Origin of the sequence: Microvirga sp. VF16 (assembly GCF_016864375.1) — a bacterium.
Lineage (GTDB): Bacteria > Pseudomonadota > Alphaproteobacteria > Rhizobiales > Beijerinckiaceae > Microvirga.
This window is the reverse complement of the sequence record NZ_CP069356.1, coordinates 633,723-656,786: the sequence shown is the minus strand read 5'-3', so window position 1 is coordinate 656,786 and position 23,064 is coordinate 633,723. Positions and strand designations below refer to the sequence as shown.

Below are 23,064 nucleotides of genomic sequence, written 5' to 3'. Positions count from 1 at the left end.
CGTGAGCCCGCGGGGCAGTCATGTTATGGAGCCAAACAAATCGTAAGTGCTTGATTGACCCCGGCCGGACAGAGAGGACCCTTTATGCCGCCAGTATTCCACTCTCGGCATGAGTTGCCGTCTGGCGGCTCCGTATGAGAGAAGTTTAACAGTGATGGTGCGCTAGGGTATCTTGCTTAGCTTCTTCATCAATCTGGTCAGCAGACGTTTGGCCGCCTTCGCGTTGTGGCGGCTCTGGACAAGCCCGTCGAGCACGTACCCATCCTGGCCTACGGCCTGCCCCGGCCAGTATTTGGAGGTACAAGGCAAAGTGGAAATAGAGCCCGACCGCGAGGCTGATCACCTCGGCAGAGAAACGGTAGCGAGCGTAGAGCGATGGGCAAGGCTTCTTGATATCGCTCTCTGCCAGCTGCTGCTCGCAGCTTGTTAGTATGACGATGCCAACGGATCGCCGTTAAGGTCGGTCTTGATATGAATGTTCGTCGTGAAATCTGCTCGTTCTGGTCTCGCCGTCAATGGAACTTGAGCCTGGGCCTAACAACTCGGTTCACGTGCCCGACCAGAATCAGAGCAATTCCCTTCAACCATCCATGGACCCCGATCAGATGCATTCGGTAGAGTGACACGTAGACGAGACGAGCGATCCGCCCCTCAACGGCCATGCGACCGCCTACCAGGTTGCCCATCAGACTGCCAATCGTCGAGTAACGGCTGAGGGACACGAGCGACCCACGATCGCGGTAGACGAATGTCTCCAGCGGCCTGTCGGCGATCAGGGAGAGAACGTTGCGATAGGCTGTCCTGACCATCTGGTGGGCTGCCTGCGCGCGCGGAGGCACCGGCCGGTCAGAGTCGTCCGGCTTGAAGTAACAGCAATCACCAATGGCGAAGATGCGTTCGTCCCGCGTGGTTTGGAGCGTCGGACGGACGATGAGCTGGTTGCTACGGGTCGTCTCCAGACCTGCAATGTCCTTCAGGACATCCGGAGCCCGCACACCAGCCGCCCAGATCTTCAGGTCCGCTTCGATCACCTCGCCGGTGCGGGTGCCCATGCCGGTCGAGGTGGCTTCCATGATCGCGGTGTTGACGAGCACCCTTACGCCAAGTGCCTCCAGTTCCTTGTGGGCGGCTTCAGCGAGGTTAATGGGAAGAGCGGGTAGAATTCGGGGACCGGCCTCGACCAGGGTTACGCGCAGGCGGCTCTCGTCAAAGACCTCCAGCCCGTAATGTTTCAGCGCGGAGGCAGCATTGAAGAGCTCGGCGGCAAGCTCGACACCGGTGGCACCACCACCAACAATGGTGACATTGACATAGGCATCTGCGCCAGAATCCGTGGTCATCGTGCGCGATACGCGCAGGCAGTGGTTCAGCAATTTTTGCCGGAAGCGGTCCGCCTGCTCGCGATCCTCCAGGAAAAGGCAGTGCTCGCGCACACCGGGGGTACCAAAGTCGTTGGATACGGCACCGACACACAGAACCAGATAGTCGTAGCGTATCCTGTGGCGCCCAATAATTTCGGTGCCATCCTCATCCAGGATCGGAGCCACCACAACCTGTCGCGCCGCTCTGTCGATTGTCTCGAGATTGCCCAAGAAGAAGCGATATCCCCATCGATGTCCGTGACTGCGATAGCCAACCTCGTCCAGGTTAGCGTCGAGCGATCCGGCTGCGACCTCATGCAGGAGAGGTTTCCAGATGTGGGTTTGGTTTCGCTCAATGAGGATCACATCGTAAGCATCCCGGCCCAGCTTGGCGCCAAGCCGCCGTACGAGCTCGAGCCCTCCGGCTCCGCCTCCTACGATAACGATCTGAGTTTTCATGGCCTTTCCGAACCGGCCTCCGATTAGGTGGGCTGCAGCTGGTTGAATTGATGACGCGTTATCTCATATCATTAGCACGCGGCTTGTCGGAAGCCGTCGTACTCTAAAACAGTCGGCTGCAAGATAGGGCCATTTAGGCTTGGGCTCGCGACCTTGTTGCCAAGCGCCGCTTGCGCGGCGGTACGGCGCACAAGCGGTACGCAGTATGGCGAGCAGGACACGTAATCGAGGCTCGCCTCCTGGCAGAAGTGGATGGACGCCGGATCGCTGCCATTCTCGCCGCAGATCCCAAGTTTGATGTTCGGCCTCGTCTTCTTGCCGACATGAGTCAGTGCGTTCTCGACCTGGGACTTCAGCTCCTCCGGATAGGAGTGGCCGTGATCGTAGTGATAGGTGCAGACTTCCGTCGTGATGGAGAAGCCTGGTGGGACCGGCAGGCCCAGGTTGGACATCTCGGCCAGGTTGGGCCCCTTGCCGCTTAGCAGGTTCTTCATCCCCGCCTGACTCTCGGTCTTACCGTCCCCGAGGGTATAGACCCACTGGGCTGTTGTGCGGCTTTCCTGCCTGACTGCGAAATTCCGATCATCCACGACGGGTCTCCACGCTATAGGGATGCTCCGATGAGCCAATCTGGCGCTGGCCACGACCTCTGATGCCCGAAAACGGGGTCTGATAGGCCTGCTCGACAGCGCGGCGTAACAGACCTATGCGCCCTGAAACCGCCACTCGCCCTTATAACGGTCGGCGGCGAGATACTTGTGGGACATCTCCGGCACCCGCCCGGAGATCAGGTCGGCGAGCACGCGTCCCGAGCCGCAGGCCATGGTCCAGCCCAAGGTGCCATGACCGGTGTTCGTGTATAGGTTCCGGTACCGGGTTGGACCCACTACGGGCGTGCCGTCCGGCGTCATCGGCCGCAACCCGGTCCAGAAGCTGGCCTGCCTGAAGTCACCGCCTTGCGGGAACAGGTCAGTAACCGAGTATTCCAGAGTCGCCCGCCGCGGCCTTCGCAGGCGCTGGCTGAATCCTGCCAGCTCCGCCGTACCGCCGACACGGATCCGGTCACCTAAGCGGGTAATCCCGACCTTGTAGGTCTCGTCCATCACGGTTGAGACAGGCGCCGCATCTGCGTTCACGATGGGCATCGTCAAGGAGTAACCTTTCACCGGATACACCGGCAGATGGATCCCTAAGGGCTTCACCAGACGGGGCGTATAGCTGCCCATCGCCGCCACATAGGCGTCTGCCGTGAGCACCTCGCCGCCGTCGACCTGCACGCCGGAGATCCGGTCGCTGTCGGTGAGCAGCCTCTGGACAGAGGTGCTGTACCGGAACCGGACACCCAGTTGCTCCGCAATCGCAGCAAGCCGCTGGGTAAACAGGTGGGCATCCCCGGTCTCATCGCCGAGAAGGCGCAGGCCGCCGGCGACCTTGCTCTTCACTAGACCCAGCGCAGGTTCGGCGCTGACGCATCCTGCGGGATCCAGGATCTCGTAGGGAACGCCATAGGTAGTCGGCCCTGAATAACCCACAACTTGTTGGGGCAGAAGGATTCTTCGTCGTCACGAAGCATTGTAAAATGCCAGCATCTGGGGATGGACCCGCTTAAACCTGGTGTTTTGCCATGGGACCCAAGCCGACGCTGCCGAGTTCCGGCGATCTCTACCGCAGCCGCCTCGACCAGATCCTCGATCCCCGCCACGCGTTGTTCCGCCTGGCTGCTTTGATCGACTGGCACCGCTTCGATGAGGAGTTCGGCGGCTTCTATCGGCCCCTGGGGCGGCCCGCGAAGCCGACGCGCCTGATGGTCGGGCTGTCCTATCTCCAGCATACCTTCAACCTGTCCGATGAGGCGGTGGTGCAGCGCTGGATCGAGAACCCGTATTACCAATGGTTCTGTGGCTGTGAGTACTTCCAGCATGAGTTGCCCTGCGATCCGAGCTCATTGACGCGCTGGCGCAAACGGCTCGGACCCGACGGACTGGAGACACTGCTGGCTGAGACGATCCAGGCCGGGCTGGAGAGCGGCGCCGTGCGCTCGTCGAGCCTGGAGCGGATCAGCGTCGACACCACCGTGCAGCCCAAGGCGATCACCCATCCGACCGACGCCAAGCTCTATCTCAAGGCGTTGCAGGCTCTGGTGCGACAGGCCAAGCGGCACGGCCTCGCGCTGCGGCAGGCCCACACGCGCCTGGCCAAACGCGTGGCCGTGCAGGTCGGTCGCTATGCCCATGCCCGGCAGATGCGGCGCATGCGCCGCGAACTGAAGCGGCTGAAGACCTATTTGGGCCGGGTCTATCGCGATGTCGCCCGCAAAGTCACAGGCGATGAGGTTCTCTTACGCCGGTTTGCTCCTCTGCTCGGCCTCGTAGAACGTCTTCTGTCCCAGGAGCGCACGAGCAAGAACAAGCTCTACAGCCTGCACGCGCCCGAGGTGGTGTGCATCGCCAAAGGCAAGGCGCATCGGCCGTATGAGTTCGGCAGCAAGGTCGCGCTCGCGGTGACCAACCGCGAAGGGTTCGTGCTCGCCTCCAAGGCGCTGGAGGGCAATCCGTATGACGGCCATACGCTCGGCACGACGATCGATCAGGTCGTGGCCATGACAGGCATCGAGCCGGAGCGGACTTATGTCGACCAGGGCTATCGTGGGCATGACTACGCCAAGACAGATCGGGTGTTCATCACCCGGCAGCGGCGGGGTCTGACGCCGACGATCAAGCGCGAGCTGCGACGCCGGTCCGCGATCGAGCCGACGATCGGGCACATGAAGGCGGACGGGCGGCTGGGACGCAATCACCTGCTCGGCGCAGCCGGCGACGCGATCAATGCCTTGCTCGTGGCCGCCGGGCACAACCTGCGGCTGATCCTGAACTGGCTCAGGCTTTTTGTTGCCTGGATCATTGCAGCTCTGATGGATTCATTTGCGCAACCGGATACTTCTCAAGCCGCCTGAAATCCAGCGCTAGCCCCGTGCCGACGCATTATTCAGGGCCGACTAGGTATCGAGGACAGCCGTGTCCTCCCTGATGCCGTCGAACTGCTTTTGCGTGCGGAAGAGCTGGAGGAGTCCTTTTTCCCGGTGGTCATAGGTGATGCTGGTCTCCTGCCGCAGCTCGCGCAGGCAGTCCCGGCTGTACTCGGCGAGAGCGACCATTCGGCTCTTGTTGCGCCGGTACGCCTCCTCGGTGCAGTTGGCCAGCATGTGAGCAAGCCAGCTCCAGAGGCGCAGCTCGGTGCGCGGCCAGAGCACCAGCGGCCGGTGCTTCATCATCAGCCACTTCATGGCCTTGATCGGAATGCCCGGGGCCGCCCACGGCGCCGAGTAGCCGGGCGAGACCTGGCCGGCATTGGCGAAGCTGGTCTCCATGCCGGCGGCGGGCTGGCGATCCACCACCGTCACCTCATGACCCTGCTTCGCGAGATAGTATGCGGACGTGACGCCGACGACGCCGCTGCCGAGAACGAGAACGCGCATGGTTCCTGAACCTCAAGAATGGTTGAACTGACAGTGCTAACGGGACGGCCGTGCCTTAAAAGCGGTCAAATCAATGGCTTGGCACCGACCGATCAAATTGAAAGCGGTACACTCCAGAAGCGGTGGACAGCCTCAAAAGTCCGCAACCCTGCCCCATGCAGAGGCGCTTAGGCGCTCAGGCCTGTAGGGGTGTGGATCAACAATCGGTGGTTTGCCCGTAATCAGATCCGCAATGAGGTGGCCAGCCCCTGGTCCAATGCCGAAGCCATGACCGCTGAAGCCGGCGGCCAGAATGAAGCCTGGAATATGCTCAACCTCGCCAATGGCAGGAACGCCATCAGGTGTGCTGTCGATATATCCGGCCCATACGTTGGATATAGGCATTTGCCGCATGCTCGGCATGAGATCGCAAGCTCTCGAGTGGGTGAGACGGATCTGCTTCATGTCAGGCTTGGGGTCGAGGATGCGGACTTTCTCCATTGGGGTCACTTCATCCAACCGCCATTTGCGCAGGGTCTCATGGCCCTGACGCCAACCTTCCAGTCCTCCTGGTGCAAGACTGCGCCACCGCCGAGCGAACATCGGAATGAACTCACGACTGAAACGAAGTTGCTGCGGCGTGGGGTCGACGCGCGCCCGACCGCTGATAGCCAGGGTATACCCGCCATTGCGGCGCCGGGTCATTGAGACTTCTGCGGTATGCAATGCGTCGGGCAGATCGTTCGCACCTGGTGCGACGGCCATGATCGAGGCTCGTATCGATGCTTGCGGGAACCGGATGCCGAGTTGGTGGCAGAAGGACGATGCCCAGGCACCGCCGGCCATGACAGCGATCCGTGTGCGTATGGTACCCTTCTCCGTGACCACCGCGCTGACGCGGCCGGCGCTCACTTCAAGGCCTCGTGCGGCGCAATTCTGATGGACGGTCCCGCCGGCCGAAAGAATGGCCCGGGCTGTAACGGGAACGGCTCGGGATGGGTCGGCCGTCCCATCGCTCGGTGAGAAGACCCCACCCTTCCAGACGCGACCGGTGGCCCGGCCGTGTTCCGTCGCTTCCTGCTGGCTCAGCATATGAGTAGTCACGCCGACGGTCCGGGCGAAATCGCGCCATTTCGCCCAACCGGCCAGCTCATTCTCGTTCTGCGATAGATACAGGAGCCCGCAGCGGCGGAAACCGGTGTCCTCGCCTGTTTCCTCGGCCAACTTCTCCCACAGATCGAGACTTTTCGTTGCTAGAGGCAACTCGCGTGCGTCACGGTTCTGCTGGCGACACCAGCCCCAGTTCCGACTGGACTGTTCCGCACCGACAAGCCCCTTCTCTACCAGCGCAACCTTCACCCCGCGTCGGGCCAAATAGTACGCCGTGAAGACACCAACCACACCACCGCCAATGACGACGACATCCGCTTCCTGCGGGAGATCGGGTGTTGCTTCGATATGAATAAGCGGCGCTGGCACGGCAGATCTCCCGTCGTTTGGCGGGATCATAGGGGACCGGCCGCAGACCTATACCCCGTAACGGCCCAGTACAATGGAATCTCATGCTGTTCATACAAGGGATGACAGGCGATTGTTGTGGGGCCTTTTGATCATAGGCCCCGAGCAACCCATGAGCCGATCGCAACCCCGTGACGTGTCATCCACATCGGCTCGTTCAGGCTCAGTAGATGTAACACAGGCCAAACACGAGCGCCCATACCCAGGAGATTGCGATCGCGGGTAAAACCGGCATAATTAGCGAACAAAGTATCGAGAATGCGCGGATGCCGATGAAGCTCGACCGGATTGATCTGAAGATACTCGCGGAATTGCAGAAGAACGGGCGCATCACCAACGTCGAGCTGGCAGAACTCGTCCATCTTTCACCTAGTCCCTGTCTGATGCGGGTCAAGAAACTTCAAACCGAAGGATATATAGCAGGTTACTCGGCTCAGATTGACGTTTCCAAACTTGGTCAAACACTGACCGTCTTCACGGAGATCACGCTCAAGAACCATCGTCAAATCGACTTTGCGCGCTTTCTCGCAACCGTCGAGAAAATCGACGAGGTCATGGAGTGCCACCTTATTTCAGGCGGCTACGATTATCTGATGAAGTTCGTCACGTCAGGCATCGCAGAGTATCAGACGATTATGGAACGTCTCATCGATCTGGATGTAGGCATCGACAAATACTTCAGTTACGTGGTGCTGAAGTCCCCGATCGTCAAAACGCACCTTCCACTCGACAAGATTTTCGAAGCCTGAACAAAGCCCTTCTATTCCTTTCATCGTCTCGAATAGGCCTGCAGGAGTTCCGGGTCCTGCTCCAGGCTGTCGAGCCAACCGGTGTCGAGCTTCGGCACGGATGCAAACAACAGGCGGGAATAAGGGTGACTGGCCTCGCCGCCCATGGCATCTGGGTTTAATTGCTCGATCTTTTCACCGGCATACATCACCGCCACTTCGTCGCAGATCGCCCTGACCGTTGAAAGATCGTGACTGATGAAAAGATACGATAGGGAGAGTTCGCGCTGAAGCTCCTTGAGGAGTTCAATGATGGCGGCCCCAACGACGGTATCCAGCGCTGAGGTGATCTCATCGCAAAGAATGAGCTTGGCGTCAGCCGCTAGGGCGCGTGCCAGATTGATACGCTGCTTTTGTCCACCTGACAGCTCGCCTGGCCTCCGATAGCGCAAAGCGCGTGGCAAGCGAACCATGTCGAGCAGGTGATCGACCCGGGCGTCAAGCTGCTTGCCGCCCATCCCATGATAGAAAATCAACGGGCGAGCCAGGATATCGGCAATCGATTTCGCCGGATTGAGTGCGGTATCGGCCGATTGGAACACGATCTGTATCTCACGTAAATCATTGCGGCTGCGTTTGCGCAGATCCGGATCAAGCGGCTTGCCATCGAACAGGATCTGGCCTTGCGCAGCAGGCAAAATCCCGGCGATCACGCGCGCTAGGGTTGACTTTCCGCACCCCGACTCGCCGATGATTCCAAGGTTTTTTCCACGAGGAAGCTCGAAGCTGACCTTGTTGATCACCCGCAGCGATGGCATTCCGGCATTACCGATTTTGCCGTACCCGGCCACAATGTCCTTGACGACGAGAAGCGGCACCTCGGGCTCATTGCGCCCGCCAGAAATCGGGCCGCGCGAGGCCGGCTCAAAGGCGTCAAGCAGCTCTCGCGTGTAGGGATGTTGCGGACGCTGCACAATGTCTGTGGTCTGACCGACCTCCTGGATTTCTCCGTTCTTCAGAACGATGATACGGTCGGCAATCTGCGCGACGACCGCGAGATCGTGCGAGACGTAGACGCCGGCTATTGCATCCCTCTTCATCACCGACTTGAACGCACGAAGGACCTCGACCTGCGTCGTCACGTCGAGGGCTGTTGTTGGCTCGTCGAAGATCACAAGCTTCGGATCACCAATCAAAGCCATCGCCGCTGAAAGGCGTTGCAGCTGGCCGCCGGATACCTGATGCGGATAGCGATCCCCGATCGTATCGGGATCGGGCAAGGCCAGTGCCCGAAAGAGCTCAATGGCCTTCGCGCGCGCTTGCTCAATCGGCATCAAATGATGAATTTTCGTCACCTCGATGACTTGATCCATGATCTTGTGCGCAGGGTTGAACGAGGCCGCAGCGCTCTGCGGAATGTAGGATACCTCGGTACCCCGCTTGCTCGCGCGTTTGCCCTCGGGCAAGGCGGAAATCTCCTGTCCAGCCAGCTTGACGCTGCCCTCGACAATGCGACATCCCGAGCGGGTATACCCCATCAGGGTCAGTGCGATTGTCGTCTTGCCGGAGCCACTTTCACCAATGAGAGCGACAATCTCTCCGTCAGCAATATCGAACGAAACGTTACGGATGATCTCGACCGTACGGCCGGAATCGGTCTTTGCACTGACCCGCAGGTTGCGGACTTCGACGAGATTGCTCATGGCTCGCTCCGGTCGCGTATCTTCTGAGGCAGATTGTCGATCAGCAAATTGACGCTGATGGTTAGACTGGCGATCGCAATCGATGGAAAGATCACGGCCGGTGCTGCGAACGATAGCCCGCCGATATTCTCCTTAACCAAGGCACCCCAGTCAGCGAACGGTGGCTGCACACCGAGACCCAGAAAGGACATGCTCGACAGCAAAAGCACGATGAACACGAACCGCAGTCCAAAATCGGCCAGAACTGGTCCAATAATGCCAGGGAGGATTTCGGAGCGGATCAAGTAACCCAAGCCCTCGCCGCGGGCGCGGGCGACGGTCACATAGTCCATTGTATTGATGTTCACAGCCAGCGCACGTGCAAAGCGGTAGCAACCTGGCGTGTAGATGACGGCCAAAGTCACGATGAGGATCGGGATCGACGAGCCAACGGCAGCCACGATGACGAGCGCCAGGATCTTGCTCGGGATGGATGTGAGGGCATCGAGCGTCCGGCTCAGCACAGTGTCGAACCATCCGCCGATAACCGCGGCTGTCATTCCCAGTGTGACTCCGCACAAACACGCCAAGCAAACGGCAGCAAGCGAGATACCCACCGTATAGCGCGCGCCGAGCAGGATCCGCGAGAGCATGTCACGGCCAAGATAATCCGTCCCCAACGGAAATTCGGCGGTCATTGGGCCAAAGAAGTCGAAGTCGACGATATCGCCAACCGGATGCGGAGCGATGAACGGTGCGAAGATGGCAACGAGGATCCATGCGGCAATAATGAGAAACGATATTACGCCGACAAGGGGAAACCGGTACCCGAAGCGTGGCAGCCTGGTTTTCTGGGGTTTCGGCAAAGAAAGGGTCGTGGTCATTGAAGCCTCGGATTTGAGATGATGGCGACGAGGTCGGCAATGGTGATGAGAAGCAGGTAGCCCAGGCAGAAGATCATCGCGCAGCTCTGGATCAGCGGCAGGTCCCGGGTCGAAACCGCGTCAAGCATGAGCTTCGCAATACCGGGATAGTTGAAGATCGTTTCGACAATGATCACCCCACCCAACAGGTAAGACAGTGACAAAGCCACAGCATTAACGATTGGGCCGAGCGCGTTCGGCAGCGCGTGGCGGAGGACCATACGCCGGCGCGATGCGCCCTTCAGAAGGGCCATTTCAACATAGGGGGTGTTGAGTGTTTCGAGCACGGCGGCGCGGCTCATGCGGATCATTTGCGCGGAAACGACGAAGCTCAGCGTAATCACCGGCATAGCGAAGGCCTTCAGCAAGCCACCGATCGATGTGACCTCATTGGTCATGGAGAGCGCAGGCAGCCAGCCGAGATAGACCGCAAAAACGATGACGGCGATCGTTGCGACCATGAACTCGGGCACAGAGATCACCGAGATCGTGAAGATCGACACGATGCGGTCGTAGAGTGTCCCTCGCTTGATGGCAGCGGTGATACCAAGTGCCAAGGCGATGGGAACTGAGATCACGGCCGTCACACCGGCCAGCTTCAACGAGTTGACGAGCCGTCCGCCTATAAGGTCGGCAATTGGCATCTTGTTGACGTAGGATACGCCAAAATCGCCCGTGAACAACTCTCCGAGCCAGTAGATAAAGCGTAGGAAAGCCGGCTGATCGAGGTGCATGGCCGTGCGCAACCCAGCCACGGCTTCGGGCGTAGCGGCTTGGCCGAGGAGGATTTCCGCGACATCCCCTGGCAACATCTCGGTCGCGAAGAAGATCGTGAATGCGACGAAGAGCAGCGTCAAGAACGCGATAACTACGCGTTTTGCGGCGAGTCTAAGTATGAGTGGGTTCATGGGGCGACACCCGCTGATGCATAATGATGCCTTGACCCGGACGCGCAGAGTTCACTCTACGCGTCCAAGTTAGATCAACTCCTTAAGCCTCAATCCACGCATGTTCCGCGAAAGTGTAGCCCATCATCCCGCCAAGCGGGTTGGGGGTGAGACCCTTCAGCTTGGGCGAAATAGCATCAACATTTGACATAAAGACAGGAATGACCGTGCCTGCCCCATTGGAGATCATGGCCTGCATTTCGCCATAGATCTGCTTGCGCTTGGCCTCGTCGAGGAGTCCGCGTGCTTCGAGCAGCATGCTGTCAAACTTCTCCGACTTGTAGCCAGTCTCGTTCCAAGCTGCATCGGACTTGTAGAGCAGCGAGAAAAGGATGTCGGGGGTCGGACGTGCATTGATGTTGCCGAAGTGGACGGCATCCTTGATCCAATGATTGGACCAGTAGCCGTCAGATGGGACGCGGTTGATCGCCACCTTGAGGCCGATCTTGGAAGCCGCCTGCTGCACGACCACCGCATAATCTGGCGAGGAGGATGCCGCCTCGGCGGCCGTGATCCGGATCTCCTGGCCAAGCACGCCAGCCTTTGCGAAGAGAGACTTAGCCCGTTCCGGATCAAACTCGCGCTGCTTCAGTTCAGCGTTGTGATACTTGTTCCAATCCGGGATCGGATGGTCATTGGCGATCTCGGCCAGTCCGCGTAGCACCGATTTCTTAATGACGTCTCGGTTGATGAGGTATTTGAAGCCTTCCGCAACCCCCTGCTTGTCGCCGGGTGCCATGTCCAGGCGAACATTCAGGTTGGTGTAGGTACCCAGTTTCGAGATGAACAGGTTGGCCGCCGGGTTGTTCTCGAGCACGCGGAGCGAGCGGGGATTGAGGTTGGCGGCAAGTTGGATGTCGCCGGAGAGCAGCGCGTTCATGCGAGCCGTCTCGTCCCCGATTGCGAAGAACTCAAATCCTTCGAGGTTCGCCTTCCGGTCCTTCCAGTAATTCTCGTTGCGTGCCGCGATCGAGCGCACCCCTGGCTGAAACTCTTTCAAGATGAAGGGTCCGGTGCCGTTCCCCTTTGAAAAGTCGGTCGTACCGTCGGCAACGATCATGAAATGGTGTAGCGCAAGAATCGTCGGAAGATCGGCGTTCGGTGCTTGAAGTGTGATCTCAGCCGTCTGAGCGTCGATGGCCTTCACTTGGTCGATCTGCTTCGCGAGCGCGTTGACCTTCGAGCCAACAGCTGGATCCAGGTGTCGGTTGAGCGAAAACACGACGTCGGCTGAGGTTAAGCTCTTTCCGTCGTGGAAGATTACACCCTTGCGCAGCTTGACGACCCAGACCTTTGCGTCATTGCTTTCGATGCTCTCGGCCAACTCCATCGTCGTTTCGCCGGCACCGTTGAGGAAAGTGAGACGGTTGTACAAGGCAGAACAACGAACATAGTCGGTGGCGTTCGATGCTTTCGCAGGGTCGAGCGTATCAGCGGTTGAAGCAGAGAAGCCTGCCGCCTTGATGAAGCCGCCCTTCACAGGTTCAGCGGCAACCGCCGCCGTTGCACGCCCGAGGATTGTGGCGCCGGTGGTTGCCGCGACCCCGCCCATGAACATCATCTGCAGAAGTTCGCGGCGGCTTGCACCGCGACGGATCGCGCTCTCGACCATCGCATCGTCGGAAGAAGTCCAGTTGGCAATCTTGTCCATAGCAGTTCCCTTTTTTGTCTAGTGGCTGACTTCTGGTTATTTTTGTTCGCCTCCTCGGCGTAAGCTTAAAAATCTCAGGTTGACCCAGCTCCGCTACCGATAAGGATTAGTTTGGCGGCTATTGCTCGCCGATTGCGCTGAATCGTCGATGGCTCGCGGCACAAAATTGCGAATATGATGCCTCGGCAACATTTGTGCCGCGAGGTTGCCAGCTTCCAACCCACTCATCCGGCTACCGCCGCACGAACATCTGCGTCCTCCAGCGTCTGATTGAGCGTCACGCGGGTGCAATCGATAATCCTGTCGATGTCCTCTTCCGTGCAACAGAGTGGCGGTGCGTAACCCAACACCCCGTTGGCAAAGGCTCGGATGATGAGCCCGTTCTCCCATGCTCTGTCGAAGATCCGGCGTGCGGGATCTGCCGCTGCCGGGAGTGGCGTCTTGCGTTGCTTGTCGGTCACGAGTTCGACGGCCGCTAACATGCCGCGCCCCCGGACATCGCCGACCAGCGGGTGGTCCGCGAGGGACTGCAGACCGGCCATCAGCCGCTTGCCAGCCCGCACGCCGTTCTCTAGCAAGCCATCCTCGTAGAGCCGCAGACATTCCAGTCCGACTGCAGCACTGACGGGGTGTGCCGAGTAGGTGTAACCGTGGCCAACTGCGGTCATACCGGCGCCGTCAGCAATAGTGTTGTAGACCCGATCGGACATGAAGACGGCGCCGAGTGGCACATAACCGGAGGTCAGCCCCTTGGCCGTGGTCATGAGATCAGGCACGACCTCGTCCTCCGAACAAGCAAACAGTGGGCCCGTTCGCCCGAAACCCGTGATCACCTCGTCCGCCACGAACAGGATATCGAGCTCCCGGCAGACCTCGCGCATGGCCTTCATCCAGCCCTTCGGCGGCACCAGAACGCCACCAGACCCCTGGATTGGCTCGACATAGAAGGCGGCCACGCGCTCAGCGCCTAATATTTCCACCTTAGCACGCAACGCCGCCATGGAAGCATCAATGATGGCCTGAGGCTCCGAGCCGACCGGATTGCGGTAGGCATAGTGAGACGGAATTTTATGCTGCCAATCAAACGGAACTCCAAAACCTGCGTGGAACGCCGGCAGTGCCGTCAGGCCAGAACCAGCCGTCGAGGACCCATGGTAGCCTTGCTCGACCGAGATGAACTGGTCTTTCTGGGGCGTGCCCTTGGCGTGGTAGTAGTAGCGGATAAAGCGGATGGTGCTGTCGACGGCATCCGATCCACCAAGGGTGAAGTAGATGTGGTTAAGGTCGCCTGGCGCACGCTCAGCAAGCTCGGCTGCTAAGCGGATCGCCGGTTCGGAGCCCAGTCCGAAGTACCCGGTGGCATAGGGGAGCTCACGAAGCTGGCGGGTTGCGGCCTCCACGATGCTGTCTTGGCCGTACCCGGCATTGACGCACCAAAGGCCCGCGAAACCATCCACCAAGGTGTGCCCAGTGGAATCCGTCACCGACGCCCCCCTGCCGGATTTCAGGACGCGCACGCCTCTTTTCTCATGCCCGCGATAGGAGGCAACGGGATGGATCAGGTGGGCACGATCAAGCTCGATCAGCGAATTGCTCAGCATGTTAGTCTCCAACTTAACCCAGCGCCTGGTTGACCAGCGCATATGTGCGGTATGGTGCTTCGGCTCGCTCCACCTTGGGGCCGCGCTGCATCGGGATGCCGCCGCCGACATGGGCAAGGCCACGCTCGACAAGCCAGGGGCCAAGCTCAGTGGACAGTTCCATGTCGAGGCGGACGAAGTCCCCTTCATGATGCGCAAGCATGAACTGGATGAGGTCCTTGGCCTGCTGGCGGCTCGATGCAACGACCGGTCCGACAACGAGGCCATGGCCGAAGGCGCGCACTGCCGCGAATGCCTTGACCTCCCCTCGTTCCCGGATGACTGCGAACCGGGCCGCTTGCCGAAGGATGCACATGAGCTTGCTGCGATCGAGGCAGCAGGCAGCGCGGTCTAGCGAGCAAATTTTCTCATGTTCATCGTCCCGCGCCCAGGAAACGGTCGCCGGGACCGCGACCTTCAGGGCTTTCCCCTGATGCTGGATGATTTCGCCAACCGCAACGAAACCGAGCTTCTCATAAAGGGGCAGACCCTCTTTTGTCGCCACGAGCCGGCAGCTGCGGATGCCGGTCTTTTCCAGCGCGGCATCCATCAGTCTCCGCCCGAGCCCGCGCCCCCGCATAGCCGAGTCCACGATCACCATGTTGATGGCAGCGGCATCAGAGCCGAAAGGGGTTATGATGGTTGTTGCGACAACGCGGCCATCTTGTAGTGCCACGATGCCCTCGCTGACCGACAACACCAACTCCCAATCCTCGCGGCGATGAGGCCAGCCCGCCTCGCGCGAGAGCAGGACGGCTCCGTCCAGATGCCCGGTTTCCATTGCTTCCAGAGAGATCTGTTCTGCAGTCATTCCGTTTTCCGCGTCGCGTTTCGTGTCACCTTATGAATAGACTAGGCCTCGAAGCAGCTCCTCCTGACTCCAGTGCCTGATCAATGCTTTTGCGCTTTCTGTGGGCCTCACTTCCGCATCTTATGCCGCTCGTGCAACACGACGGGCCAACGCCGTGACTTCCGCCCCTGGCGGCGGGTGCTGCTGGAAAACTCTCTGCCGTGCCCGTCATCCAATACGGAACATTCTGCTTTCCGTCGGACCAAATGCGGTGATTAGTCCATAAGGAGGGGCGCTACGATGCGTGGCAGGTCGGCACGCGGTGCCGGCATCATTGCAAGGATTGACCTCATGAGCCAGTTTCGGCCGAAATACATCACCTTCGATTGCTACGGCACGCTGACCAACTTCGACATGGCCGGCGCAGCGAGGAGAGTCTATGGCTCGCGGCTGTCCCCCGCTGCGATGGCACAGTTCATCAAGGATTTCGCGGCCTATCGCCTGGACGAGGTGCTTGGCGCCTGGAAGCCCTACGCCGAGGTCGTGCACAATTCCGTCGAGCGCACCTGCAAGCGAAATGGCGTTGCATTTCGACCGGAGGATGCCCAGCGCATTTATGAAGAGGTGCCGACATGGGGGCCGCACCCGGATGTCCCGGCGGGTCTGGCCAAGGTTGCTAAGGAGATTCCGCTGGTGATCCTGTCGAACTCCATGAAAAGCCTGATCACGTCAAACGTGGAGAAGCTTGGTGCACCCTTCCACATGGTCATCACGGCGGAGGAAGCGGGTGCCTACAAGCCGCTGATGAAGGGGTTCGAGTATATGCTCGACAAGCTCGGCTGCGGACCCGAAGACATCACCCACGTTTCCTCCTCCTTCCGCTATGACCTGATGACGGCCTATGACATGGGTATAAAGAGCAAGGTCTGGGTGAACCGCGGCCACGAGCCTGCGAACCCCTTCTATGAGTACACGGAGATCAAGGACATCTCGGGCTTGGCTGGCGCAGTAGGTCTGTAATAAGGAACCGGCAAGATGCAGTTCAAGCCCTACTGGCACGAAACCACACCACCCTTCACCATGGCGTCGCCAGACCCGGTGAGCGGGCACTATGATGTCGCCGTGATTGGTGCAGGTTTCACGGGTTTGTCCGCGGCCCTGCACCTCGCCAAGGCTGGCGTGCGTGTCGTCGTGCTGGAGGGCGGAACGGTTGGCTCCGGCGCGTCCGGGCGAAACGGCGGCCATCTCAACAACGGCATCGCCCACAGCTACCTGGCCGCCAAAGCCCATCTCGGGGCCGACCGCGCGAAGGCGCTCTACCGCGCCTTTGACGATTCGATCGACTCGATCGAACGCATCGTCAGGGAAGAGACGATTGACTGCGCCTTTCGTCGTTCCGGCAAGCTGAAACTGGCGTCAAAGCCTTCGCATATGGATGCACTGGCCCGCAACTTCGAGGTTCTTCACCAGGAGGTGGATCCGGACACGGCGCTGTTGCGCCGCGAGGACCTTGCCGCCGAGGTCGGCTCGGACGCGTTCCATGGTGCGATGCTCTCGCGAAAGAGCGCCATGATGCACATGGGCCGGTATGTCACGGGCCTTGCCACGGCAGCCACCCGTCACGGCGCCACCATCTTTGAGAACGCGCTCGTCACGCAACGCCATCACAGTGGTAGTCTAACTGAACTTGAAACCCCGCACGGAACCGTTACGGCCGATACGGTCGTGTTGGCAACCGGGGCATACACGACAAAGACCTTCCCGTATTTTCGCCGCCGGATCATCCCCGTCGGCAGCTTCATCATTGCCACAAGGCCGCTCAGCGAGAGTGAAATCGCCGCGACCATGCCGGGCAACCGCACCTACGTAACGTCGATGAATATCGGCAATTATTTCCGTTTGGCCCCGGACCGGCGCATGATCTTCGGGGGCCGGGCGCGCTTTTCTGCCACCTCGGACCAAAGATCTGACGCCAAGAGCGGTGAGATCCTGCGCGCCAGCCTCGCAAATCTCTTCCCGCATCTGGCCCAGGTGGAGATCGATTATTGCTGGGGTGGTCTTGTTGACATGACACAGGATCGGTTCCCACGTGCCGGCTTCGCCGATGGTGTGTGGTTTGCCATGGGTTATTCGGGCCACGGCGCGCAGATGTCGACACAAATGGGCATCCTGCTCGCCGATGCGATTATGGGCAAAGGCGATCGCAATCCGCTCAATGGCCTCGAATGGCCGACCATCGCCGGGTACTCGGGCAAGCCGTGGTTCTTGCCGGTGGTCGGCCTCTACTACAAGATGCTCGACAAGATTCAATAAAAGCGATCCCGTCACATAGGCAACTGAGGAAGGCGGCCTGGGCCGCCTTCCTCCTTTCTGCCAGGCTTTGGCCGCTTCCACGCCACCCCAACGAAAGCAACTGGCGGGCGCACCGCCCCCAATCAAATTAGTTCAACCCTCCCATATGCAGGGTTTTTACCTCCAGATACTCTTCGATACCGAGCTGCGAGCCTTCACGGCCGATGCCGGACTGCTTGACACCACCGAACGGCGCCACCTCTGTGGAGATGGCACCGGTGTTCAACCCGACCATTCCGAACTCCAGTGCCTCGGCCACCCGCCATGAACGGCTGAGATTCTGCGTATAGAAGTAAGCCGCAAGTCCGAATGGCGTGCCGTTGGCGATCCCAATTGCCTCTTCTTCCGTCTCAAAACGAAAGAGTGGCGCGACTGGTCCAAAGGTTTCTTCCGATGCAAGCAGCATTTCGGTGGTTGCACCCCCTAGTACCAGAGGTCTTGCATATTGCGGGCCAACTGGAACAAAGTTACTTTCCGAGAGGATGTGTGCACCCTTTGCCAATGCATCATCGACATGCCGCTCAATCTTGTCGATGGCGGCTGCGTTGATCATCGGGCCGATCACCACACCGTCTTCCGTGCCGGCTCCAACCTTCATGTGTGCCACGCGGTTAGCCAGCCTCTCGGCAAATGCATCATAGATGCCAGACTGGACTAGGATGCGATTGGCGCAGACGCAGGTCTGGCCGCCGTTGCGAAACTTCGAAGAGATGGCGCCTTCTACCGCGAGCTCGATATCGGCATCGTCGAACACGATGAAGGGGGCGTTCCCACCCAGCTCGAGGCTCAACCGCTTAATGCCATCGGCCGCGCCACGCATCAGGAGCGCGCCGACACGCGTCGACCCAGTAAAGGAGATCTTCCGCACGGTTTCGTTGCCGATCAGCTCCCCACCAATCTCGGTGGGCATGCCCGTGACGATGTTGATGACGCCTGCCGGAATTCCGGCCCGCTCGGCCAGAACGCCGAGAGCAAGTGCCGAGTGGGGCGTAAATTCGGACGGCTTTATCACCGCCGTGCAGCCGGCCGCGAGCGCAGGCGCGACTTTACGGGTGATCATTGCGTTGGGAAAGTTCCAAGGCGTAATGATCCCGCAGACGCCGACGGCCTCCTTCAGAACTAGGATCCGTCGATCCGGTGTTGGCGACGGAATGGTGCTCCCGCCGATGCGGCGCGCCTCTTCGGCGAACCATTTGACGAAGCCCGCACCGTATCGAATCTCGCCGCGCGCCTCAGCAAGGGGCTTCCCCTGCTCGAGGGTCAGAATGAGGGCGAGATCCTCCTCATGCTTGAGCATGAGCGCGTGCCAGGCCTCAAGGAGCGCTGCCCGTTCTGCATGCGTCTTCTTCTTCCAAACCTTGAAAGCACGTGATGCCATCTCGATCGCGTCACGGGTTTCAGCCGCGCCCATGTCGGGAACCGTCCCGAGCACCAATTGTGTCGCTGGGTTGATGACATCGACGGTTTTGCCAGATTTTGCATCTCGCCACTCTTCACCAATCAAGCCGCGCTGGCGGAACAGCTCTGTATCCCTCAACTGCATGTCAGGTTTCCTTTTCGCTTAGACCATTGCCGCCAAGATGGCGTCTGTGATCGCCCCTGTCCTATCTTTGCCGGGCACGGTGCCAACGCCCTTGGCAGTACTCGCTTCGATTGCGCCCATCACATCCCTCGACGCATCCGCCTCGCCGAGATGCTCCAGCATCATCGCGCCTGACCAAATGGCAGCGATGGGGTTGGCAATGTTGAGATGTGCGATGTCAGGGGCGGATCCGTGCACCGGCTCGAACATCGAAGGCGCGGTGCGATCCGGGTTGATGTTGGCTGATGCGGCAAAGCCTAATCCGCCCTGGATGGCCGCGCCGAGATCCGTCAGGATGTCACCGAAGAGGTTGGAAGCAACCACGACGTCCAGCGATTCCGGCGCCATCACCATGCGAGCCGCCATGGCATCAATGTGGTAGTGCGACACCTCAATGTCTGGGTACTCGCGCGCAACGTCCCGTGTCACCTCGTCCCAGAACACCATGGAGTACTTCTGGGCATTCGACTTCGTCACCGAGGCCAGTTTGCCGCGCCGGGCTCTCGCCTGGTCAAACCCGAAACGAACGATGCGCTCAACACCCTTGCGGGTAAAAATTGCCGTTTCGACCGCCACCTCGTCTGAAGTGCCCGAATGCACCCGTCCGCCGGCTCCGGAATACTCCCCTTCGGTGTTCTCGCGAATGCACAAGATATCGAAGCTCTGTGCACGCAGGGGACCTGTGACGCCTTGCAGCAGCCGATGTGGGCGAATGTTGGCGTATTGGATGAATGCCTTGCGGATCGGCAGGAGGAGACCGTGCAGCGACACCGAGTCGGGCACCTCTGTCGGCCAGCCCACGGCGCCGAGATAGATCGCATCGAAGGCACGCAGCGTCTCGATCCCGGCCTCCGGCATCATGGCACCGGTTTGCCTATAGTGCTCGCAGGACCAAGGAAATGTCGTACCCTCGAGGTTGAAATTGTGCTTGCTGGCTGCGGCCTGCAGTACGGCCCAGGCGGCTGCGGTTACATCCTTGCCGATACCGTCGCCTGGGATCAGCGCTATAGAAAAGCTCTTCATGGATTGCCCTCTCAGAGGTCGATGAGCACGCTTTTCGATTTGCGATTGGCGAGATAGGCCTCCCGCCCGAGGTCCTTGCCAATACCTGAGCTCTTGTACCCACCGGTCGGCAGGATGTGGTCCCGTGACCGGCCGTATCGATTGACCCACACGGTCCCCGCCTGCAGAGCTTTGGTGACGCGTAACGCGCGGGAGAGATCGCGGGTGAACAGACCTGCTGCGAGCCCATAGGTTGGGTGATCCGCGAGCGCGAGCGCTTCCTCCTCGGTATGGAACGTCTGCATTGTCAACACCGGACCAAAGATCTCCTCGGTGACTACCGGTGATGACGAACTGACGCCGGACAGCAAGGTCGGCTCGTAGAAGTAGCCGGACCGTTCCATGATCCGCCCGCCGACGATGCACTCGGCCCCCTCGTGGAGGCTTCTGCGCACAATTGTATCGATGCGATCAAGCTGGCGTCGGGAGATGATCGGCGAGTATTGCGTATCCTCATTCCAGGTCACGCCGGGTCTAATACCGGCCATGTGCTGGGAAAGCGCTGAACTCAGCTGTTCGGCTATCTCTTCGGAGACAATCAGACGCGAACCGGCAACGCATGCCTGTCCCGAATTGGCGAGAATGCCGCGCGCTATTGCCGACGCGGCAAGGTCCAGATCCGCATCGGCGAATACAACCTGAGGGCTCTTTCCCCCCAGCTCGAGCGTCATCGGCTTGATGCCGGTCCGTGCGATGTTCTGCATGATAGCGGCGCCGGCCATGGTCGATCCAGTGAAGCTGACCTTCGCAATGTCGGGGTGCCCCGTGATGGCATTGCCGGTCGTCTGGCCGTCGCCAAGGACGATATTGATGAGCCCGCTTGGAATGCCTGCCCTGACTGCCAACTCGGCCATGTAGAGGGTGGAGAACGGCGTCATCTCGGAAGGCTTCAACACCACTGCATTCCCGGCGGCAAGCGCGGGACCCAGTTTCCAGCCAGCCATTGAGATCGGGAAGTTCCAGGGCGTGATCGCACCGATGACACCATATGGCTCGGTCAGCGTCATGCCGAAAGCGGAGGCCGAAGTCGGTACGACGTCGCTGCCCTCCTTGTCGGCGAATTCGGCGAAGAAGCGGATCTGCTCAGCTGTGACGGCGATGTCGCCTTCGATCAGCTGGGCGATGGGCCGTGTCGAGGACACCGCCTCCAGACGTGCGAGCGTCACCGCCTCCTCTTCCATCAGGTCCGCCCAGCGCTGCATCACCTTGACGCGCTCGCGCGGGCGGACATCGCTCCAGCCACTGGTTTTCAGGGCCCGTTTGGCGCTCTGCACCGCTCGATCGACAAGGTCCGCGTCCGCGACAGGGCATTCGCCATAGGCGCGACCGTCGGACGGCCGCCGCATCTCCGGTCCTGCGGCAACTGACGCGAGTGGCTTGCCGTCGATAAAGTGGTGGAAAGGAAACGCGAGCGTTTCAGGATCGAAACTCAAGGTCATGAGGCACCTCGCACTGCTGTTCGATCAGAGACTAGCGCCATGTGTGCCGCATTTTCCGTCGACATCTGCACTTCGGGCGGCGTAGAATCGTGCTGAAACGCTGACTTGCGGTGAATTGTTTTGGAGAGCGGCGGGCGCGGCTACCCACCCGCCCGCTCCTGGATCACTCGTAGACGCAGACGTAGATCTTGCGGACTGTCTCGATGGTCCGCCAGACGCCAACGAAGCCCGGCTTCATCACAAAGCTGTCCCCGGCGCGGTAGGTTTTGGTCTCACCCTCCTTTTCCTCGATTTCGACCAGGCCCGAGATGAGATGGCAGAATTCGTATGTGGTGCCCTTGATCGAATGCGTTTCGCCGGGTGTCGCCTCCCAAACGCCAGTTAGGACCTTATCCTGACGAGAGGCGTCCTGTGCCCAAGTCTTGAACGATGGATTGCCGGATATCAGTCGTTCCGGTGCCGGCAATGCATCCTTCGGCGCAAAGTCTGGGTTGGGATCGATGGTGACGAGAAGCGACATACTTTTCTCCTTGCTTCAGTAACCGCGTGTCCGATCGACGAGGCCGATCAACTCCTGACCGGCACGATGACGCCGGATGTTTTCAACGACCGATCGCGCCGCTGTGTGAGGCTGGGTCACGCTGGCTATATGCGGGGTCAGCATCACCTTCGGGTGGCTCCAAAGCGGGTGTCCCTGCGGCAGCGGTTCCGGATCGGTGACATCGAGCACTGCACCCGAGAGTTTTCCGGTATCCAGTGCGGCGAGGAGAGCCAGTTGATCGAGCTGCGGGCCACGGCCGACATGCACGAGTCCTGCACCCTGCGGCAGGTGCTCGAACAGGCGAGCATTCAGGATTCCATGCGTTTCGTCGGTGAGTGGTAGGAGGCAGACAAGAATGTCAGTCTGCGCCAGGAACTCCGGCAATTGACTGGCGCCATGGAAGCTCCTCACCTTAGGCACGTCGCGCTCGGTCCGGCTCCAAGCCGCTAACGGGAACTGGAACGGCGCCAGTCGTTCGATGGCGGCTTGAGCAAGCATGCCGAGGCCAAGGAAACCAACCCGACGCTCACTTGCTTGGCGGACGGAACGGACCTGCCATTCCTGCGCTTTCTGCTGCTCCCGGTATGCTGGCATCTCCCGATGGAGCGAAAGAACACCGAGTGTGACGTACTCCTGCATCATGCGGATGATGCCCTCTTCCACCATCCGCACCAGCTTTACATTCCCGGGCACACTGCCTGGCCGAAACTGGTCCACGCCTGCTCCAAGAGAAAATAGAACCTCGAGATTGCGGTATCGCTCTATCTCCTCCGGTGCTGTCCAGGTCAGAAGATAACGAACCCGTTCCGGGGGGACAAACTCCCCCTTCTGCACGAAATCGGTGTCGGGCAGCTCTCGAGCGAAGATCTCCCGGAAGACAGCGCCGCGCTCAGGATCGGAATTAAATAGGAAAACCATTGAGCCAGCCTATTGTT

18 protein-coding genes and 2 pseudogenes are annotated in these 23,064 nt (G+C 59.9%); 4 read left to right on the top strand and 16 right to left on the bottom strand.

Annotated features, from left to right (window positions below):
• Positions 1–512 precede the first annotated feature (512 nt).
• The 3 genes and pseudogenes from JO965_RS35450 to JO965_RS35440 form a co-directional block, all read right to left on the bottom strand.
• Entirely contained in the window at positions 513–1,820 is a 1,308-nt protein-coding gene (locus tag JO965_RS35450; RefSeq protein ID WP_203446624.1) for an NAD(P)/FAD-dependent oxidoreductase, read from the bottom strand.
• Positions 1,821–1,891: 71 nt separating this feature from the next.
• Positions 1,892–2,314: a putative PEP-binding protein gene (locus JO965_RS49040; protein WP_256451945.1), complete on the bottom strand. Its 423-nt coding sequence runs from the start codon at positions 2,312–2,314 to the stop codon at positions 1,892–1,894.
• Between the two features lie 210 nt (positions 2,315–2,524).
• Positions 2,525–3,328 (bottom strand): annotated as a pseudogene (locus JO965_RS35440) (D-amino acid dehydrogenase); the annotation flags it as partial.
• A 116-nt stretch (positions 3,329–3,444) separates the two neighbouring features.
• Between JO965_RS35440 and JO965_RS35435 the strand changes: the two are divergent.
• Entirely contained in the window at positions 3,445–4,773 is a 1,329-nt protein-coding gene (locus tag JO965_RS35435) for an IS5 family transposase (protein WP_203443374.1), read from the top strand.
• Positions 4,774–4,821: 48 nt separating this feature from the next.
• Here the strand turns inward: JO965_RS35435 and JO965_RS35430 are convergent.
• Together JO965_RS35430 and JO965_RS35425 are read right to left on the bottom strand one after the other, a co-directional pair.
• A pseudogene (locus JO965_RS35430) lies at positions 4,822–5,295 on the bottom strand (FAD-dependent oxidoreductase); the annotation flags it as partial.
• Positions 5,296–5,427: 132 nt separating this feature from the next.
• Positions 5,428–6,753 (bottom strand): FAD-binding oxidoreductase, encoded by a 1,326-nt coding sequence (locus tag JO965_RS35425; protein WP_203446622.1) that lies wholly within the window; start codon positions 6,751–6,753, stop codon positions 5,428–5,430.
• A 311-nt stretch (positions 6,754–7,064) separates the two neighbouring features.
• Here JO965_RS35425 and JO965_RS35420 point away from each other — a divergent pair, with 311 nt between their 5' ends.
• Positions 7,065–7,541 (top strand): Lrp/AsnC family transcriptional regulator, encoded by a 477-nt coding sequence (locus tag JO965_RS35420; protein ID WP_203446695.1) that lies wholly within the window; start codon positions 7,065–7,067, stop codon positions 7,539–7,541.
• A 20-nt stretch (positions 7,542–7,561) separates the two neighbouring features.
• On the opposite strand, the gene JO965_RS35415 is transcribed toward JO965_RS35420, so the two are convergent.
• The 6 genes from JO965_RS35415 to JO965_RS35390 all read right to left on the bottom strand — a co-directional run bounded on the left by JO965_RS35415 (position 7,562) and on the right by JO965_RS35390 (position 15,174).
• Positions 7,562–9,223 (bottom strand): ABC transporter ATP-binding protein, encoded by a 1,662-nt coding sequence (locus JO965_RS35415; RefSeq protein ID WP_203446621.1) that lies wholly within the window; start codon positions 9,221–9,223, stop codon positions 7,562–7,564.
• Complete coding sequence (locus JO965_RS35410) at positions 9,220–10,086, bottom strand: ABC transporter permease (protein ID WP_203446620.1); 867 nt, start codon at positions 10,084–10,086, stop codon at positions 9,220–9,222. Before JO965_RS35410 ends, JO965_RS35415 begins: the two co-directional genes overlap by 4 nt.
• Entirely contained in the window at positions 10,083–11,033 is a 951-nt protein-coding gene (locus JO965_RS35405; protein WP_203446619.1) for an ABC transporter permease, read from the bottom strand. The genes JO965_RS35410 and JO965_RS35405 overlap by 4 nt, the downstream gene beginning before the upstream one ends.
• A gap of 82 nt (positions 11,034–11,115) precedes the next feature.
• Positions 11,116–12,723 (bottom strand): ABC transporter substrate-binding protein, encoded by a 1,608-nt coding sequence (locus JO965_RS35400; protein WP_203446618.1) that lies wholly within the window; start codon positions 12,721–12,723, stop codon positions 11,116–11,118.
• A 224-nt stretch (positions 12,724–12,947) separates the two neighbouring features.
• The gene (locus tag JO965_RS35395) at positions 12,948–14,324 is read right to left on the bottom strand and encodes an aspartate aminotransferase family protein (protein WP_203446617.1); all 1,377 of its coding nucleotides are present in this window, start codon (positions 14,322–14,324) and stop codon (positions 12,948–12,950) included.
• A 13-nt stretch (positions 14,325–14,337) separates the two neighbouring features.
• Positions 14,338–15,174, bottom strand: coding sequence for a GNAT family N-acetyltransferase (locus JO965_RS35390; RefSeq protein ID WP_203446616.1), 837 nt, complete (start codon positions 15,172–15,174; stop codon positions 14,338–14,340).
• A 330-nt stretch (positions 15,175–15,504) separates the two neighbouring features.
• Between JO965_RS35390 and JO965_RS35385 the strand changes: the two genes are divergently transcribed.
• Together JO965_RS35385 and JO965_RS35380 are read left to right on the top strand one after the other, a co-directional pair.
• Entirely contained in the window at positions 15,505–16,173 is a 669-nt protein-coding gene (locus JO965_RS35385; protein WP_203446694.1) for a haloacid dehalogenase type II, read from the top strand.
• 15 nt (positions 16,174–16,188) lie between these two features.
• Entirely contained in the window at positions 16,189–17,466 is a 1,278-nt protein-coding gene (locus tag JO965_RS35380) for an FAD-binding oxidoreductase (protein ID WP_203446615.1), read from the top strand.
• 127 nt (positions 17,467–17,593) lie between these two features.
• Here the strand turns inward: JO965_RS35380 and JO965_RS35375 are convergent, their stop codons facing one another.
• The 5 genes from JO965_RS35375 to JO965_RS35355 form a co-directional block, all read right to left on the bottom strand.
• Positions 17,594–19,048: an NAD-dependent succinate-semialdehyde dehydrogenase gene (locus JO965_RS35375; protein WP_203446614.1), complete on the bottom strand. Its 1,455-nt coding sequence runs from the start codon at positions 19,046–19,048 to the stop codon at positions 17,594–17,596.
• A gap of 18 nt (positions 19,049–19,066) precedes the next feature.
• Entirely contained in the window at positions 19,067–20,110 is a 1,044-nt protein-coding gene (locus tag JO965_RS35370; RefSeq protein ID WP_203446613.1) for a tartrate dehydrogenase, read from the bottom strand.
• Between the two features lie 11 nt (positions 20,111–20,121).
• Complete coding sequence (locus JO965_RS35365) at positions 20,122–21,588, bottom strand: aldehyde dehydrogenase (protein ID WP_203446612.1); 1,467 nt, start codon at positions 21,586–21,588, stop codon at positions 20,122–20,124.
• Positions 21,589–21,751: 163 nt separating this feature from the next.
• On the bottom strand, positions 21,752–22,108 hold the full coding sequence (locus JO965_RS35360) for a cupin domain-containing protein (RefSeq protein WP_203446611.1): 357 nt from the start codon (positions 22,106–22,108) through the stop codon (positions 21,752–21,754).
• A gap of 15 nt (positions 22,109–22,123) precedes the next feature.
• A complete protein-coding gene (locus JO965_RS35355) occupies positions 22,124–23,047 on the bottom strand; it encodes a glyoxylate/hydroxypyruvate reductase A (protein ID WP_203446610.1) in 924 nt (307 codons plus the stop codon).
• Positions 23,048–23,064: the final 17 nt, after the last annotated feature.

Excerpts from the sequence above, each read along its gene's own strand:
- JO965_RS35380 (WP_203446615.1), top strand. The coding sequence starts at position 16,189 with ATGCAGTTCAAGCCCTACTGGCACGAAACCACACCACCCTTCACCATG.
- JO965_RS35405 (WP_203446619.1), bottom strand. The coding sequence starts at position 11,033 with ATGAACCCACTCATACTTAGACTCGCCGCAAAACGCGTAGTTATCGCG.
- JO965_RS35375 (WP_203446614.1), bottom strand. The coding sequence starts at position 19,048 with ATGCAGTTGAGGGATACAGAGCTGTTCCGCCAGCGCGGCTTGATTGGT.
- JO965_RS35435 (WP_203443374.1), top strand. The coding sequence starts at position 3,445 with ATGGGACCCAAGCCGACGCTGCCGAGTTCCGGCGATCTCTACCGCAGC.
- JO965_RS35360 (WP_203446611.1), bottom strand. The coding sequence starts at position 22,108 with ATGTCGCTTCTCGTCACCATCGATCCCAACCCAGACTTTGCGCCGAAG.
- JO965_RS35450 (WP_203446624.1), bottom strand. The coding sequence starts at position 1,820 with ATGAAAACTCAGATCGTTATCGTAGGAGGCGGAGCCGGAGGGCTCGAG.
- JO965_RS35410 (WP_203446620.1), bottom strand. The coding sequence starts at position 10,086 with ATGACCACGACCCTTTCTTTGCCGAAACCCCAGAAAACCAGGCTGCCA.
- JO965_RS35355 (WP_203446610.1), bottom strand. The coding sequence starts at position 23,047 with ATGGTTTTCCTATTTAATTCCGATCCTGAGCGCGGCGCTGTCTTCCGG.
- JO965_RS49040 (WP_256451945.1), bottom strand. The coding sequence starts at position 2,314 with ATGAAGAACCTGCTAAGCGGCAAGGGGCCCAACCTGGCCGAGATGTCC.
- JO965_RS35420 (WP_203446695.1), top strand. The coding sequence starts at position 7,065 with ATGAAGCTCGACCGGATTGATCTGAAGATACTCGCGGAATTGCAGAAG.
- JO965_RS35400 (WP_203446618.1), bottom strand. The coding sequence starts at position 12,723 with ATGGACAAGATTGCCAACTGGACTTCTTCCGACGATGCGATGGTCGAG.
- JO965_RS35390 (WP_203446616.1), bottom strand. The coding sequence starts at position 15,174 with ATGACTGCAGAACAGATCTCTCTGGAAGCAATGGAAACCGGGCATCTG.
- JO965_RS35415 (WP_203446621.1), bottom strand. The coding sequence starts at position 9,223 with ATGAGCAATCTCGTCGAAGTCCGCAACCTGCGGGTCAGTGCAAAGACC.
- JO965_RS35395 (WP_203446617.1), bottom strand. The coding sequence starts at position 14,324 with ATGCTGAGCAATTCGCTGATCGAGCTTGATCGTGCCCACCTGATCCAT.
- JO965_RS35365 (WP_203446612.1), bottom strand. The coding sequence starts at position 21,588 with ATGACCTTGAGTTTCGATCCTGAAACGCTCGCGTTTCCTTTCCACCAC.
- JO965_RS35385 (WP_203446694.1), top strand. The coding sequence starts at position 15,505 with ATGAGCCAGTTTCGGCCGAAATACATCACCTTCGATTGCTACGGCACG.
- JO965_RS35370 (WP_203446613.1), bottom strand. The coding sequence starts at position 20,110 with ATGAAGAGCTTTTCTATAGCGCTGATCCCAGGCGACGGTATCGGCAAG.